This window comes from Cryobacterium sp. CG_9.6 (assembly GCF_029893365.1).
Taxonomy (GTDB): Bacteria; Actinomycetota; Actinomycetes; order Actinomycetales; family Microbacteriaceae; genus Cryobacterium.
This window is the reverse complement of sequence record NZ_JARXUZ010000001.1, coordinates 454,295-469,849: the sequence shown is the minus strand read 5'-3', so window position 1 is coordinate 469,849 and position 15,555 is coordinate 454,295. Positions and strand designations below refer to the sequence as shown.

Annotated in this window: 11 protein-coding genes and 1 pseudogene; 7 read left to right on the top strand and 5 right to left on the bottom strand. The window is 64.5% G+C overall.

Annotated features, from left to right (window positions below; translation table 11 throughout):
- Window positions 1-270: 270 nt before the first annotated feature.
- Window positions 271-2,055, bottom strand: coding sequence for an O-antigen ligase family protein (locus H4V99_RS02245; RefSeq protein ID WP_280675130.1), 1,785 nt, complete (start codon window positions 2,053-2,055; stop codon window positions 271-273).
- Window positions 2,056-2,162: 107 nt separating this feature from the next.
- Window positions 2,163-3,983, bottom strand: a complete 1,821-nt coding sequence (locus H4V99_RS02240; RefSeq protein ID WP_280675129.1) for a hypothetical protein — start codon at window positions 3,981-3,983, stop codon at window positions 2,163-2,165.
- 498 nt (window positions 3,984-4,481) lie between these two features.
- Between H4V99_RS02240 and H4V99_RS02235 the strand changes: the two genes are divergently transcribed.
- Window positions 4,482-5,939 (top strand): amidase, encoded by a 1,458-nt coding sequence (locus tag H4V99_RS02235; protein WP_280675128.1) that lies wholly within the window; start codon window positions 4,482-4,484, stop codon window positions 5,937-5,939.
- Between the two features lie 26 nt (window positions 5,940-5,965).
- Here the strand turns inward: H4V99_RS02235 and H4V99_RS02230 are convergent, their stop codons facing one another.
- Entirely contained in the window at window positions 5,966-6,910 is a 945-nt protein-coding gene (locus tag H4V99_RS02230) for an AsnC family transcriptional regulator (RefSeq protein WP_280675126.1), read from the bottom strand.
- 105 nt (window positions 6,911-7,015) lie between these two features.
- Between H4V99_RS02230 and H4V99_RS02225 the strand changes: the two genes are divergently transcribed.
- From H4V99_RS02225 to H4V99_RS02200, 6 genes and pseudogenes are all read left to right on the top strand, one after another.
- Window positions 7,016-7,771 carry a DUF5058 family protein gene (locus H4V99_RS02225; protein ID WP_280675125.1) on the top strand — a complete coding sequence of 252 codons (756 nt, stop codon included), beginning with the start codon at window positions 7,016-7,018 and terminating at the stop codon, window positions 7,769-7,771.
- A gap of 31 nt (window positions 7,772-7,802) precedes the next feature.
- Window positions 7,803-8,147 (top strand): annotated as a pseudogene (locus tag H4V99_RS02220) (hypothetical protein); the annotation flags it as partial.
- A 117-nt stretch (window positions 8,148-8,264) separates the two neighbouring features.
- Window positions 8,265-9,659, top strand: coding sequence for an IS1380 family transposase (locus tag H4V99_RS02215; RefSeq protein ID WP_280675124.1), 1,395 nt, complete (start codon window positions 8,265-8,267; stop codon window positions 9,657-9,659).
- A gap of 172 nt (window positions 9,660-9,831) precedes the next feature.
- A complete protein-coding gene (locus H4V99_RS02210) occupies window positions 9,832-10,182 on the top strand; it encodes a hypothetical protein (RefSeq protein ID WP_280675122.1) in 351 nt (116 codons plus the stop codon).
- Window positions 10,179-11,429: an amidohydrolase gene (locus tag H4V99_RS02205; protein WP_280675120.1), complete on the top strand. Its 1,251-nt coding sequence runs from the start codon at window positions 10,179-10,181 to the stop codon at window positions 11,427-11,429. Before H4V99_RS02210 ends, H4V99_RS02205 begins: the two co-directional genes overlap by 4 nt.
- Window positions 11,426-12,682: a Zn-dependent hydrolase gene (locus H4V99_RS02200; protein ID WP_280675118.1), complete on the top strand. Its 1,257-nt coding sequence runs from the start codon at window positions 11,426-11,428 to the stop codon at window positions 12,680-12,682. The genes H4V99_RS02205 and H4V99_RS02200 overlap by 4 nt, the downstream gene beginning before the upstream one ends.
- Before the next feature lie 435 nt (window positions 12,683-13,117).
- Here the strand turns inward: H4V99_RS02200 and H4V99_RS02195 are convergent, their stop codons facing one another.
- Both H4V99_RS02195 and H4V99_RS02190 read right to left on the bottom strand, forming a co-directional pair.
- Window positions 13,118-14,752, bottom strand: a complete 1,635-nt coding sequence (locus tag H4V99_RS02195) for a HAMP domain-containing sensor histidine kinase (protein ID WP_280675116.1) — start codon at window positions 14,750-14,752, stop codon at window positions 13,118-13,120.
- Entirely contained in the window at window positions 14,749-15,492 is a 744-nt protein-coding gene (locus H4V99_RS02190; RefSeq protein ID WP_280675115.1) for a response regulator transcription factor, read from the bottom strand. The genes H4V99_RS02195 and H4V99_RS02190 overlap by 4 nt, the downstream gene beginning before the upstream one ends.
- Between the last annotated feature and the right edge of the window lie 63 nt (window positions 15,493-15,555).

Sequence of the window (15,555 nt, the reverse complement as noted above, 5' to 3'; positions counted from 1 at the left end):
CCGACACACCCGCACCGGAAACCCATCTCCGGCACTCGTTTGCGCGTGCGGCACTCGTTCGCGCGTGCCCCGCGACAAAACACGTGCCGCCAGCCGATCCAGCCAGCGGATACGTCGCGCAGGCCCGCATCGCTGCTCGCCCACCCCAGCTCCCACCATGCCGCACCGCGCGACCGCCTCGCACCGGAAACCCGAGTCGCGGCACTCGTTTACGCGTGCGGCACCCGTCTAAACAAGTGCCACGCGACAAAACACGTGCCGCGAGCCGATTCAGCCAGCGGATGCGTCGGGCAGGCCAGCCGCGCGGGCATACTCCAGTTCCGCCGCCACGCGGTCCCCCTGCATCAGGAGAACATCGCCGAGCTGACGGGCAACGGAGGCGTCGAACGGGGCCAGTGCAGAAAGATCACGCAGCGTCGCTTCCGCGCCCGTGAGGTCTCCGCTGATTTGCCGGGCTGCAGCGAGTGCCTTGGCCGCCGAGACGTTCTCGGGCAGTCTCGCCCGAGCCCGTTCGCCCCAGCGGAGCGCCTCACCCGCGGCGCCAGGCAGTCCCGCTGCGGCAGCTGCCGTAAAGGATTGCGCAGCGATACTCGTGACGTCCGCATCCCAGGGGCGAAGAGTTTGAGCGCGCGCGAACGCCGCCTGCGCCGCAGCCACGTCACCCGTGCGCGTGGCGACGAGGCCGCCCTGCAAGGACACTTCCGCCCCGGTAACCACCGTGAGCCACACCAGCCAGATCGCCAGCAGGGTGGTCCGAGCCAGGCGCCAGTGGGCGCGATGCGTCGCGAACGGTGGCCGGGCGCGGGCGCCCGTGGCGGCATCCACTGAGATAAGCGCACCGCACAGCAACGCGGCAAAAATGGCTGTGCCTGGAGCCGTAAAGTGCGTGAGCAGAGCCACCCCGTAGGCGACGACGGCAGCCAGCGCCCCGATCACAAAGTCCGCCCCACCGAGGTTGCCCGCCGCCCGCAGCGATCGCCACCGACGGAGGGCGACGACCGTGAGGGCCACGACCATGGCCAGAATCACCGCGAGGTAGAACACCCCGCCGTCCAGCGCGACCTGCAACAACCAATTGTGTGGGGAGTCCAGCGTGGTGTCGCTCCCGACACGGGCGTACCAGTCGGAGTCGTGCTCGGCCACGATGGCATCCGCGAATCCACCCGGGCCGACTCCGACGAACGGGCGACTGGCCAGCAGCGTGAGGCTCTCCGACCACATGCCGAAGCGGTCATCGACACTGCTGGCCGAGAGCGGGCTGGAGCCGAGCAACCTGCTGCGAGTGAGTGGCACGGCCAGTATCGCGGCGCCCAGCAGCGCGAGCGCCCCCGCGGCGAGCCCCAGAAAGCGCAGCAATTCTCGCCGCTCTGCACTCTGAACCAAGCGGATGATTTCACTCACCCCGATCACGACGGCCACCACCACAGTGGCCAGGAGCGCGGCGCGGGATGCCGCAACGATGACGGTGGTCAGGCCGGCACCGAGCCCGACCGCGAGGGCCAGGCGAGTGCCGAGCGGTGCGCGGGTGGTGCCGTCCGACCACGATCGGATCAGCGGCAGCAGCAGAACCGCGGTGATCAGGGCGCCGATGATCCCCTGATCCGTGGCGTTGCCCGCAAAGGCGCCGGGGCGGGCGAGGTCCGAGGCAATCGGCCCGAGCCCCACCGCTTCCAGCACCGAGACGACGCCCATGAGCGTCGCGGCCACGATGACGGCGCGGTTGAGAGTGCTCAGCCCACCCGGCTCCACATCGGGTGCAATCAGTCGGGCTCCCAGCCACACGGCGGCAACATAGACCGGCATCGAGACGAGACCCTCATAGCGTGGCCAACTCCCCCAGAGCTGCGCGGCAGGGTTCGCCGATGCGAGGACCGCGATCAGGAGGAGACCCCCTGCCACCGTCGCGAGGGTCACTAACCACCGAGGCAGGCGTCCACGAGCCACGGCGAGGGAGCCGATGACCACGGCAAGGGCGAGTAGTGCGTCCTTGGGAAGAACCCACCGCGTGAGGGCATCGGGAACAAAGAACACCATGGTCAGAACCGCGAGCCACACCGCGATCGTTCTACGCTTGGACGGTTTCGTGACTATTGATTTGGGTACAGCAACGCGGCCCCGAACGCTGGACGTTGGGGGCCGCGCGGTGGAAGCTGAACGGGCCGTTAGGACACCGTGGCCGTTCGGGCGCGAACCGCGCGCCGGTTGCGAATGGTCACGAGAGTAGCCCCGATGAGGGCGAACAGAACGGCGAGACTACCGAGGTGCAACGGATTGACCGGAACGCCGGTCTCAGCGAGTGTGGCGGATGCGTTCACAACCGCCGGCGTCAAGGTGATTATTCCGGCTGCTGAGATCGTTACAGCTGTTGAACCAAATCCCGTGAGGCCCTCACCCACGACAACGTGGTGGTTTCCGGCCGGAACGCCTGCGGGCAGGGCGAAGTTGCCGCTGATCAATCCTTCCGCGTTGGCCGTCAACACCCCGAGCAGAATTGGGTTGGAGTACAGCCACACCTCAACCTCTTCGAAGGGGTTGAATCCGGAACCGGCGATCAGGAATGTTCCCTCCTCGGTGATACTGCTCGTTGCAACTGCCTCCGCGGGTGTCGACGTTGCAGGCGCGGTCGGCGTCACGGTCGGCGTCGGCGTTGCGGTCGGCGTGTCCGTCGGAGTCGGCGTCACGGTCGGAGTCGGTGTTGCCGTCGGCGTCGCGGTCGGCGTGTCCGTCGGAGTCGGTGTTGCCGTCGGCGTATCCGTCGGCGTCGGTGTTGCCGTCGGCGTCGGTGTTGCCGTCGGCGTGTCCGTCGGAGTCGGCACCGGCGCCGGCGCCGGCGCCGCGTGGGTCGCCAAGACAACGCCGTCCAACCTGACCGTCACTGATTGGCCCGGCTCATAGTCTTTGAGCCACTGATAAACGGCCTGTCCGGCGGGGATGGTAAAGGCAGTCGTGAGCGCCCCGACAGTGACCATGAACGTCTTGTTGGTGGCGGTGAAGTTCAAAAGGTCAGCATAGGCGGCATCCTCGTATTCGTCATAAACGAATATCTCGGAAGACGCGACGGCCGGTCGCGATGCGAGCTCCGCGTTTATGACTGACGGCGTGCCCATCACCGGGGTGACGGTGGTCGCCGACGCGAGATCAGGGGCATCGTCGTAGTACTCGGGAATGAACGATCCGATACTTGAGTTGGTACCAAACCCGATTTTGTAGGTGCCTTGCGACACTATTGTTGCGTAGCTTCCATCGGATTCAGTAAAGTCCACGCTGCTACTGAAAATTGCTCCGTCAGGACGCATAGGCGAGACCCTAAGGCCGCTGACTGAGGTGACCACCCCGGCCGCAGACTTCTGAGTCACGGTGCCCTTGACTACTGCGCCCTGCTTCAGCACCACGTTGATGTCGCCCTGTATTTCACCAGCCTCCACGACGACCGCGGTAACACCCCCATTCAGCTGGTAACTGCCAGAAAAATAACCTGTCAGATCGTTCGTATTCCCGCCGTATTGTTCAACGAAGACAAGCCATCCACCAGGCGCTACTTCCGCGGAATAGAACCCTGCGGAGTTGGTCTCGACCGATACAGAGGCGGGTACGTTATTCGCGTACGACTGCAGCGCGATGCGCGCACCAGCCAGCGGCGTCGCGGGCGCGCCATTCAGGCCCTGACCGGTGACCGTGCCCGAAATCGTAGCCGTGGCTGCTACCTCGGCAGCGGGGGCCTCGACCAATTCCGCCGAGGCTGTTTCCACGGATGTGGTTGCCTGCGCGGGCGCGGCAATCACGAGGCCACTCAGCGCAACAGCGCTGACCATGACCAGTGCGGCCTTCAGGCTATGACGCCTGAGCCGTCCGAAAGTATTGTGCACGAGATCCCCTTGTTTCGACACTGCATAGACGGAGTGCCCGGAAATATGCGGCATTTTTAACGCGTTTGCACGCGCCCCCTCGATGACTGTAGCAGTACAGAACCGGCCCTCGACCACAAATCACACCGCGGCACTCATCTGGCTGTGCGGCACTCGTCTGCATGAGTGCCGCGCGACAAAACAGGTGCCGCGAGGCGATCCAGCCAGCGGATGCGTCGGCCACGCCGCGCACGGCCGCACGGCACCAGAAACCCCTCGCGTGGCACTCATTTGCGCGAGCAGCACTCGTTTCGACGCGGTCACGTCCCGTGCGGCACTCGTTTTGACGTGCGGCACGCGTTCAGACGAGTGCCGCGAGCCAAAACAGGTGCCGCGAGGCGATCCAGCCAGCAGATGCGTCGGGCCGGCCCGCCGCGCGCGCTCGCGTTTAGCTCGGCCAGTGGCAGATATTTCAGCCACGTGAGTGAGCTCAGACGCTAAAAGCAGCCAGAATTATGGCCATAACTGCTAAAAGGGATACCTTCACTCTCCCGGACTCAGCATCCTGCCTCTGAGAAACGAGACTTCTACCCACCGGTAAACGCCGGTCGAGTGACCGAATCTCAGGGACGAAACGTGACCGACCAGATTTCCGAACTTTCAGCATCCGCTCTCTCGGTGGCAATCCGCCACGGCGAGATATCGGCAAATGAGGCCCTGGACGCGCACTTCGCTCAGATCGACCGGGTGAACCCCCAGATCAACGCAGTCATCACCCAGGACCGCGCGACCGCCCGGCGTCTGGCGATTGCCGCCGATGCGCTCACTGCGAGCGGCGCCGCCCTGCCGCCCCTGCATGGCGTGCCGATGACCCACAAAGACACCCACGCAACCGCGGGCTTGCGCACGACCTTCGGTTCGCCGCTGTTTGCCGACCATGTGCCCGATCACGATGACCTCATCATCCAACGCCTGAAAGCAGCTGGCGTGGTCACCACCGGCAAATCAAACGTGCCGGAATTTGCCGCGGGATCGCACACCTTCAATGAGGTGTTCGGTACCACGACCAATCCCTACGACCCGAGCCTCAGCGCCGGCGGTAGCAGTGGCGGGGCGGCAGCCGCTGTGGCCGCACGCATCCAGTCCATCTCTGACGGGAGTGATATGGGCGGTTCGTTGCGCATCCCAGCCTCTTTCTGCAACGTAGTGGGCTTCCGTCCGTCCCTCGGCATCATTCCCCTGCGGCCGAGCCGCGACGCGTGGAGCTGGCTGTCCCGCAGTGGCCCGATGGCGCGGGAAGTGAAGGACATTGCGCTGACCATGTCCGTGCTGGCCGGGCCCGACGCTGCGGCACCGTACCCCTGCCCCGTGCCCGCCCGTCGGTTCCGTGAACCGCTGGAACGCGACTTTACCGGACTCATCATCGGCTGGTCCGATGACTTCGGTCTGGGCATACCGGTGCAAAAAGAGGTGCTGCGGGTGCTGCACCAGCAGCTACGTGTTCTCGAGGATCTCGGCGCGATCGTCGAGGAAGCTGCCCCCAACCTGCAGGACGCCGACGAGGTGTTCAGCACCGTGCGTGCGCTCGATTTCGCCTTGGCCTATGGCGATCTTGTGGCGCAGCACGGAAATCAGATCAAGCCCGAAGTGCGCTGGAATGTGGAACAAGGGCTGGCGCTCACCGGCGCCGCGGTTGTCTCAGCATCACTGGCCCGCACACGTCTGGCGGAGAAGACTGGCACGTTCTTCTCCCGCTACGACGTGTTTGCCAGTCCGGCCACCCAGCTGTTGCCCTTCAACGCCGCACTCCGCTACCCGACTGAAATCGACGGAACAACATTTGAAACCTATCTCGAGTGGATGCGTTCGGCCTGCGTCATCTCGGCGACCGGACTGCCAGCGCTCTGCCTGCCCGCCGGGTTCAGCGAGTCCGGGCTGCCGGTTGGCATGCAACTGGTCATGAACTACGGGCAAGACTTTGAGCTGCTGCAGGTGGGTTACGGCTTGGAACAGGCCAGCCGGCATGCCTGGCGTGCACCTGAACTTCACCGTCCGACCAGTCTGGTCAACGCTTTAGAGGAGGGGCCGAATTGAACCGTCACCCGTCAGGTTCGAGGGAATTACACCATCCGTCCGCCGCGTTTGAAGGCTTCGAGAAGGATGCTCACATCGATGGATTCGGTGTGAGCAACCCACGGTGCCGACGTGACGCACGTGTACAGGGCTGCCTGATCTTTTGCGGTGACGTTGGCCACGATCTGGTATTCGCCTGCAACCGCAGCCGCATATCGCACCAACGGAGAGGCTGCGAGCTCACGGCCCACCGCTTCAACATTTTTCGGTTCGCAGCGAATCCAGAGGAACGCCTCAACCGGCAGGCCAACACTCGCTGGCTCCACGACTGCCCGAATGTAGACGTGATTGTTCTGCAAGAGCCAGTCGGTTCGACGCCGCGCAGTTGCATTCGATACGCCCGTCAGTCGGGCCAAGCGTTCGCACGAGACTCGCCCGTCCTCGCGCAAGGCCTCGACGATTTCGTTGTCAACCCGGCTCAGTCGTTGTGGCGGCTGCAAGCTCCACGTGTCCATCGTGACACCAGCGCGAAAAGCGTTAGCCTCCACCTCCGTGAGCAGGTCGGGTTGCCAGCCTCGGATGGTTCGAAAATACCGCATGATCGGGTAACTTACCGCGCGAACAAGACCGACAGTTCCAGGGATTTCGTCCGTGAGAAGCGCTGGCATTCGCTCCGACTCGGTGAGCACCTCGGCGACACAGTCCACGCCACCCGTCATCGTGTACGCGAAGGTCGAGTCCCGGCGCTGGGCCAGTGCGTTCGCGGTCGCGCGGGTGGTGCCGGGCGCTGTCTGCACTCGAATGATTACCGACGCCGACTGCGGGCGGAGTGCTGCCACCTGCACCAGCTTCGACTCAAGCATCTCGCTCCCCCGGCGAGCGACAGTGCGCTCCGGCTCTCCCAAGACCTCGGCAATCCGACTCCACGAACTCCTGCCATCGAGTTGCAGGGCGGCCGCGATCCGCCGCTCAAGCGGGTCCAATAGGCGCACAGTTCACCTCTCTCTGGCTCCCATCCTGCGGAACCACACGGATTTCCGTTCCGCCGAACTTACCATCACGCTTTGCCCCACCCGCATCCCAGCTCTGGAGCACCCATGATCACTTCTCTTCCCAGCGACCCCGACTCGACCGACATCCTCGCGATTGCAAACCTGCCCATCCTGTGGATCTTCGCGGTTGGGGTGTTCGCCGCCATCATCCTCCAAACAATCGTTTATATGCGGGCTGCCCGGATTGCTGCGCCCGCAGCCGGCATCAGCCCGAGCGAGCTGAAAACCTCCTTCCGAGCCGGGGCTGTTGCCGCGATAGGCCCATCGCTGGCCGTCGTCTTGGTCAGCGTGGCTCTGCTCAGCTTGTTTGGCACCCCTGCGGTGCTGGTACGAGTGGGACTTGTCGGGTCGGCTGCCACCGAGACCGCTTCCGCGAGCATTGCCGCCACGACCATGGGGGCCGCCCTCGGCGATTCGAGCTACACCCAGAGTGTCTTTGCCGTCGCGTTCATGGCGATGAGCCTCTCCGGTGCGATGTGGATGATTGCCACCCTGATACTCACCCCGTTACTGAAGCGCGGTGACTCACGCCTGCGGAGCGTGAACCCAACCCTGATGGCTATCATCCCTGCCGCTGCCCTGCTCGGGGCCTTCGCCAGCCTTGGCATCGGGGAGTTCGGCAAGACAACCGTCCACATCCTCACCGTCCTCACCTCGGCTGCGGTGATGGGAATCTGCCTGTTCGTAGCCCGACGGTTCAACCAGGCCTGGTTGCGCGAGTGGGGACTCGGCTTCTCCATTGTGATCGGCCTGATCGTTGCTTACTCTGCCCACACCGCTGGCCTTACGCCGCCCGCCTAACCCTCACCACAGGACCCAGAGAAAGGCCAACATGTCTTCCACAACTGTGCTCACTGCGGCATCCGCCGACCTCGCAGCCTTCGACCGCACCACTTCCCGTTGGGGACGCCTCACCATGATCGCCGCATTGGTGATGTCTCTGGCTGCACCGCTCTACCTTGTACTCTTCGCAGACCTTGGCATCACCCAGACGCAAGTCTGGGTGGCGTTTCTAGCTGTCGCCGCTGTGTTTTCCGTCTTGTGGGTGGTCGAACCCATCACGTACTATCCGATCCTCGGCCCGGCCGCGATGTACCAGGCCTTCATGATCGGCAACATCGCCAACAAGCTCCTCCCGTCAGCATTGGTCGCCCAGTCCGCCATTGGCGCTAAGCCTCGATCCACCGGTCGAGTTAGGGTCGTAGCGGCGCGTTAAACAGAGAATGCCACTCGGATCAGGAAAAATAGAACTTACTTAGGGTTCATTTCAACCGATTCGAGAGGCATCTCGTAGATGCAACTTTTCCACAGTTCCAGCCGCTTGTCAGCCACCTTCGATGACACGAATCTCGTGTCGTCCGCGGGGCTTGTCCCCGCGATGGCCTTGGCGGTGAAAACCGGCCTCAGCGACCTCGCCGATGCATGGCTGACCTTGCCGGGGTACTTCGGCGCGAACTCGGGGTTGAAAGTCACCGCGTTGGTCGCGGGGATGCTCGCTGGTGCCGATTCGATCGATGACATGGCGTTGCTGCGGCACGGCGGTATGAAGAAACTCTTCGTCGGGACGTATGCCCCGTCGACGTTGGGGTCGTTCCTGCGGTCGTTCACGTTTGGTCACGTCCGGCAGCTGGACGCCGTCGCCTGGCGGTGGCTGGTCAACGTCGCCGCACACACCCCGATCGTGACGGGAATCGACGACTATGCGCTGGTGGACATCGACGACACGATCAAGGAAGTCCACGGTTACCAGAAGCAAGGCTCCGGTTACGGCTACTCCGGAGTGCGCGGTTTAAACGCCCTGATCGGCATCGTCTCCACACGCAAGGCGGCGCCGATCATCATCGGGTCCCGACTGCGGAAAGGCGCGGCCGGTTCCCCGCGCGGCGCGGGAAAGTTCGTCGGGGATGTCCTCGCCACCGTGAAACGCCTCCGCAGCCAGACGGCCGGCGGCCTGGTGCTGCTGCGCGCGGACAGCGCGTTCTATGGGCACGCGGTCGTCGCCGCCGCGCACCGGGCTGGCGCAAAAGTGTCCATCACGGCACGCATGGACCCGGCCGTTAAGCGCGCCATCGGCACGATCACCGATGACCAATGGACGACCATCAACTACACCGATGCGATCCGGGACGAGGCCACCGGCGCGTGGATCTCGTCCGCCGAGGTCGCGGAAGTCGTGTTCACCGCTTTCAGCTCGCGCAAGAAGGCCGAACGCATCGTGGGGCGCCTGGTCGTGCGCCGGATCCCGGAGCTGAATCAGAAGGCGACCGAAGGGCAGCCGACCCTGTTTGACACGCATCGGTTTCATGCGTTCTTCACCACCAGCGACCTGGACACTGTCACCGCGGACCAGACCCACCGGCAGCACGCCATCATCGAGCAGATTAACGCCGACCTTAAGGACAGCGCGCTGGCGCACCTGCCATCAGGTGTGTTCACGGCCAACGCGGCCTGGCTCGTGCTGGCCACGATCGCCTTCAACCTTTCGCGCGCCGTTGGTTCGCTGGCCGGCAGCGATCTCGGCAAGGCACGCAGCGGCACCATTCGTCGCAAACTCATCAGCATCCCCGCCCGCATCTCCACCTCGGCACGCAGGATCACCCTGCACCTCCCCGCCAACTGGCCATGGAAACCCGGATGGACGACCGCGTTCGCGGCGGCCTGCGGCCCGCCGCAAACCGCCGCCACCTAACCACCAGCCACCCGGCGAACGAAGACTTGGAACACCACCGGCAGCAAGGTCGGCAGCCTCGCCCTGCCCGCCACCAAAAACCACGATCTGAATTCAGTGACGCCGATCAGTCAAGGCAGACCGGTGGATCGAGGCTAAGGCTGGCACCAAACGCGGTGAGTTCTCGGCCCTGATGGCCATCTGCGGCGCTGCCATGGTGCATGTCTTCTTCATGCTGGTGTTCGTTGGTCTGCTCGGCTCGTGGCTGGTCAGTATCGTACCGGCCGAGATCACTGACGTGGCACGTCTCTACATCTTCCCCAGCATCATCGGCGCGGTGGTTGTGCAGCTGATCGTGTCGCTCAAGCAGCCCCGGGTCACTCTGATCGCCATCGGCACGGCTGCCTTCGTCTTCTTCATTCTCGTTCCCGCCGTTCCCACAATCGCAAACCTCGCCACCGGCATCACTGTTGTCACCACCGCTGTACTGGCCTGGTTTCTGCGCAGCAGGGCCAATTCTGACTCTAAGAAAGAAATGTCATGACTGTTACTTTGCCCCCTACCGACGCCACAACCACCCTCGCAATGCAAGAGCTGTACCGTTACTTACACGCCCACCCGGAGCTGTCCATGCAAGAAACTGAAACCTCCGCCTTTCTGACACGACGGCTCGACGAGCTTGGTCTGGAAACATTCGCCTGCGGAGGGACCGGGGTCGTTGGCGTCCTTCGTAACGGCGTGGGCCCGGTCGTGGCCTACCGGGCAGACACCGACGGTCTCCCGATCGAAGAAGAAACGGGGCTCGACTTTGCGAGCGTCGCCCGAGGCACTCTGGCCAATGGTACTGACGTGCCTGCCATGCACGGCTGCGGACACGACACGCATATGACCGTCGCCCTCACCGCTGCCGAACATCTGGCCACCACTCGTTCTGCGCGGGCAGGAACCGTGGTCTTCATTTTTCAGCCCGGAGAGGAAACCGGGGCGGGAGCCATCGCGATGCTCACAGACGGCCTGTGGGACCGCGCCCCGCGCCCCGAGATCGTCTACGGTCAGCACGTCTGGCCCGGCCTGGCCGGAACCATCGACATCAGCAGCGGAGTAGCCATGGCAATGGCCGACTCCTGGAAGGTGACCGTGCACGGTCGCCAGGCCCACGGGTCCCAGCCTGACCAGTCCATCGACCCGATCGTGCTCGGTGCGCACATGGTGGTGCGGCTGCAGACCGTTGTATCGCGGGAGGTACACCCTATGCAGGCAGCGGTACTGACGGTCGGAACATTCCATGGCGGTCTGAAAGAAAACATCATCCCCGCTACGGCCGAATTCACGTTAAATGTCCGCACCTTCGATAGCGACGTGCGTACCCGCGTATTGGACTCCGCGCGTCGGATCATCGGAGCCGAGGCACAGGCATCCGGTGCACCCGAACCCACAATCGAGGTGCTCTCCACCTTCCCGAGGTGTTACAACGACCCTGCATCGACCGCACAGCTTATTACGGAGCTCCGCGGCACACTTGGTGCCAACGCCGTCCTTGACGTACCGCCCGTGATGGGCAGCGAAGACTTCGGGCTGCTGGCCGAAGCCATCGGGGTACCGTCGGTGTATTGGATGTTCGGTGGGTACTCGCGCGATACCCTCGACGCGTCAGACACAGTCGCTGGAAATCACTCCCCACACTTCGCACCGGACTCCGAACCAGCTCTAGCTGCGGGACTCACGGCTGCCTTGACTGCCATTCTCTCCAGGGTTGGCGCGCCAGCCAGCAGCCTGGGCGGCACCGCATGACCGGCGCATCGGCCCGCCTCTCGGTGAACGGTCCCCGCCTCATTGCCGATCTGGAGACCCTCGCACAGATTGGACGCGGGCCGGGCGGGGGCCTCGACAGAACCTCCTTTTCGGCAGCAGATAGTGAGGCTAGGGCATGGTTACTGCGGCGCTGCGCCGAAGCAGGGCTGAGGGTACATACTGACGGAATAGGCAACTTCGTCATGTCACCCGATTACGACGCCGAGACGGCAGGCCGCCCCGCAGTCTGGTCAGGGTCACACATCGACACCGTCCCAAACGGTGGTGACTTCGACGGTTCCCTCGGCGTGCTTGCCGCTTTGGAGTGCCTGCGCCGCATCCAGGAAGAGCGCCCCACCCTGGACCGCCCGGTGCGGGCCATCATGTTTACGGACGAGGAAGGGAACTACGCGCACCTGTTCGGGTCTAGTGCTCTGGCACGGGGGTTCTCACGCGCCGAGCTTGAGGCACTAACCGGCCGGGATGGCGACCGTTTCGTCGACACGTTTTCAGCGGCCGGTGGCGACCTCGATGCCGCGGCGAACACGAAGCTGAATCCGGCGATGCTACACGCGACCGTCGAGCTCCACATTGAGCAGGGCCCCTTCCTGGAGCAGCTCGGGCACGACATCGGTGTGGTGACGGGCATAGTGGCACTCGGCGGCGGCGTGGTCTCGTTTCTGGGTAGGGCGGACCACGCCGGAACCACCCCGATGGACCGGCGTCAGAATGCGCTGACCGCCGCTGGCGCACTCCTGGTAGCGCTTCCGGAGGTCGCCGCCAACGTCAGCGCTAATGCTGTCGTGACGTCGGGCATCGTCACGGTTGAGCCCGGAAGCGCCAACGTCGTTCCAGGCGCAGCGCGGGTAACGGTCGACTTTCGGGAGGCTGAGACCCACCTCGTGAGCGCCCTGGAGGCGGGCATCGTGGCTGCCGCCCAAGACATCGCGCTGCGTTATGGAGTTCAGGCGGAGTTCGACTTTGAAACCACTATTCCACCGGTACTTCTGGACAACGGTATCCAAACTGTGATCGCCGCAGCAGCGACGGCCCGTGGCCTGTCTCACAGCGCGCTGCCCTCGGGCGCAGGGCATGACTCACAGAACATGGCTCAGCTGGCACCGACAGGCATGATCTTCGTGCCGAGCATTGACGGACGCAGCCACTGCCCCGAAGAGAAAACGGCGTGGTCGGACGTCGAGAACGGCGCCAATGTTCTACTCGACACGCTGCTGAATCTGGCGCGCGACTGAACTGGTATCGGGTCGCCTGAGTCATTTCTCCCCAACGAGCAGCCAGCCGACCGGGTCTCAGCCCGCCCGTTTCACGCGCGGCACTCATCTGGCCACGTGGCACTCGTCTGAACGAGTGCCGCGCGACAAAACGCGTGCCGCGGGGCGATTTAGCCAGCGGATGCGTCGGCCACGCCCCGCACACTCCCTCCACGCGGGCACGCCGCAGCCCCTGCCAGACCGCACCCCTGCGGCCGCTCCGCACCGGAAACCCCTCGCGCGGCACTCGTTTTGACATGCGGCACTCGTCTAAACCAGTGCCGCGTGACAAAACAGGTGCCGCGAAGCGATCCAGCCAGCGGATGCGCCGCCTCACCGACACGAACAACCCACGTTCCGCGAACACTAGCGCCATTCGCACCTGCCACCGGCCCCGCAAGGTGCGATTGGCACCAGTCAGGCGCGGGCGGCGCCGGGCGCGAGCGGCAGGACAACGCGGAACTCCGTATGACCAGGCCGGCTGTCGACAGTAACCTCTCCGTGGTGAGCAGCAACCACCGCGGCCACGATCGCCAGCCCGAGACCCGTGCTGGCCCCTGCACCACGAAAGCGCGACGTGTCACCGCGCGCAAATCGCTCAAACAGGGTGGACTGCAGGTCCTCCGGAATGCCAGGGCCCGTGTCGGTAACCGTAACGATGGCTCGGCCCTGCGCTGCGGCGAGCGCCACCGTCACCGTCGTGCCAGCCGGTGTGTGCACGCGCGCATTGGCCAGCAGGTTCACCAGCACCTGCTGCACCCGAGCCTCGTCGCCCAGAGCTTCAATCGGCTCCTCGGGCAGGTCCAGGTCCCACACGTGGTCCGGGCCGGCCGCGTGTGCATCGCTGAGCGCATCCACGATCAGCCGGGTGAGATCCACGGGGGCCACCTCAAGTTCGCGGCCCTCATCGAGTCGGGCGAGTAGCAGCAGGTCTTCCACGAGAGCGGTCATCCGAATTGATTCCGCCTCGATGCGACCAATCGCATGCCGAGCATCGGGAGGGAGCTCCTGACCGCTGCGCCGCGTGAGCTCCGAGTAACCCCGAATCGAGGCGAGGGGTGTGCGAAGCTCGTGGCTGGCATCCGACACGAACTGGCGCACCTTGCGCTCGCTCGCCTGGCGGGTTTCGAGCGCCACATCAACATGGTCGAGCATACGGTTGAGCGCCAGGCCCACCTGTCCCACCTCGGTACGCTCATCGGTGTCCTCTGCGGGAACGCGGTCCACAAGCGACACCTCTCCGCGATCGAGGGGCAGAGCTGCCACCCGCGTAGCCGTGGCCGTCACCCGTTCCAGCGGACGCAGCGCGAGGCGCACAATCCAGCCGGCGAGCGCCGCCACGAGCAAAATTCCGGCCAGAGACACGACCGCAATGATGGCCGCCAGCTGCACTGCGGTTCCGTCCACGCCCGACAGCGGCAGACCCACGAGATAGAGAGTGCCGCTGCGATTGGTCTCGGCGACCACGCGGTACGCCCCCAGCGTTCCCCCCAGGTTGACCGTCACCGGTGTCGATTGCTCAATGCGATCGGCGAGCAGCTGCACCTGCTCCGCATCCAGCGTCTGAATCGCACCGCTCTCACTGTCGGTGTACCCGGTGGTAATCGTGCTCCCGTCAAAGACGAGGGCGAGCAGGCCGGGCGGCTGTGCGGGGCCGCCGAGGATGGCATCCGCTGTGGGGATCACCACGAAGCCGCGCGAACGATCAACGCCCCCTTCGCCAAGCACGGCGCCGGAACGCCCCGCAGCCGAGGCAAGCTGCACGTCGAGCCGATCAAGCAGCGACGAGCGCAGAATCGCCACGCTCACCGCACCAATCGACAGGCTCACCAGTGCTAACAGGCCCACCACGGTGAGCACGAGGCGCCGCCGCAGCGTCCAGCGCGGTCGCTTCCGTCGCGCCGCACCCGCGAGTGCCTCTACATTCCCGAAAGCGGATGCCGCGGGCTCAGTCCCGGCCGCACGCGTCGGCCCTGCCGCGGGCTCAGTCCCTCCCTCGGGCTGATCACCAGGCGGGCCAGGAACCGGGCTGTCTGGGGGCGAGCCGGTCATTCCGCGATCTTCAGCATGTAGCCGGCGCCACGCACCGTGTGAATCATGGGGTCGCGACCGGCGTCGATCTTTTTGCGCAGGTAGGAGATGTAAATCTCGACCACGGATGACTTGCCCCCGAAATCGTAGCTCCACACCCGATCGAGAATCTGGGCCTTGCTCAGCACGCGACGCGGATTGCGCATAAGGAACCGCAGCAACTCGAATTCGGTGGCCGTGAGCTCAATGGAATCTCCGCCGCGAAAGACCTCGTAGCTGTCCTCGTCGAGCATGAGGTCACCCACGGTGATGCGCGGGTCGTTTGAATCGGCAACCGCAAGAGTGGATCGACGGATGAGTCCGCGCAGTCGGGCCACGACTTCCTCGAGGCTGAATGGCTTCGTGACGTAGTCATCACCGCCCGCCGTGAGCCCGGCGATGCGGTCGTCGAGGGAATCCTTGGCGGTAAGAAAGAGCACGGGAGACTCATATCCATCGGCGCGCAGCCGTTGCAGCACCTGCAGGCCATCGATATCGGGAAGCATGATGTCGAGCACGATGGCATCCGGACGAAACTCCCGGGCCATCGTGAGAGCCTGCCGACCCTCGCCGGCGGTGCGAACCTCCCAGCCCTCGTAACGCAGCGCCATCGAGAGCAGGTCCCGCAGGGTGGGCTCGTCATCAACAACGAGCACGCGAATAGCGCTCCCGTCGGCCTTGTGCAGGCGCGGGCCATGCGTGGCGGGACTGCGTGTGTTCATGCTCACAAGTATCCAGAGTTTCCTATGAACCAGCCCTGCGAAACGCCCAAGTCACCTGTGAGC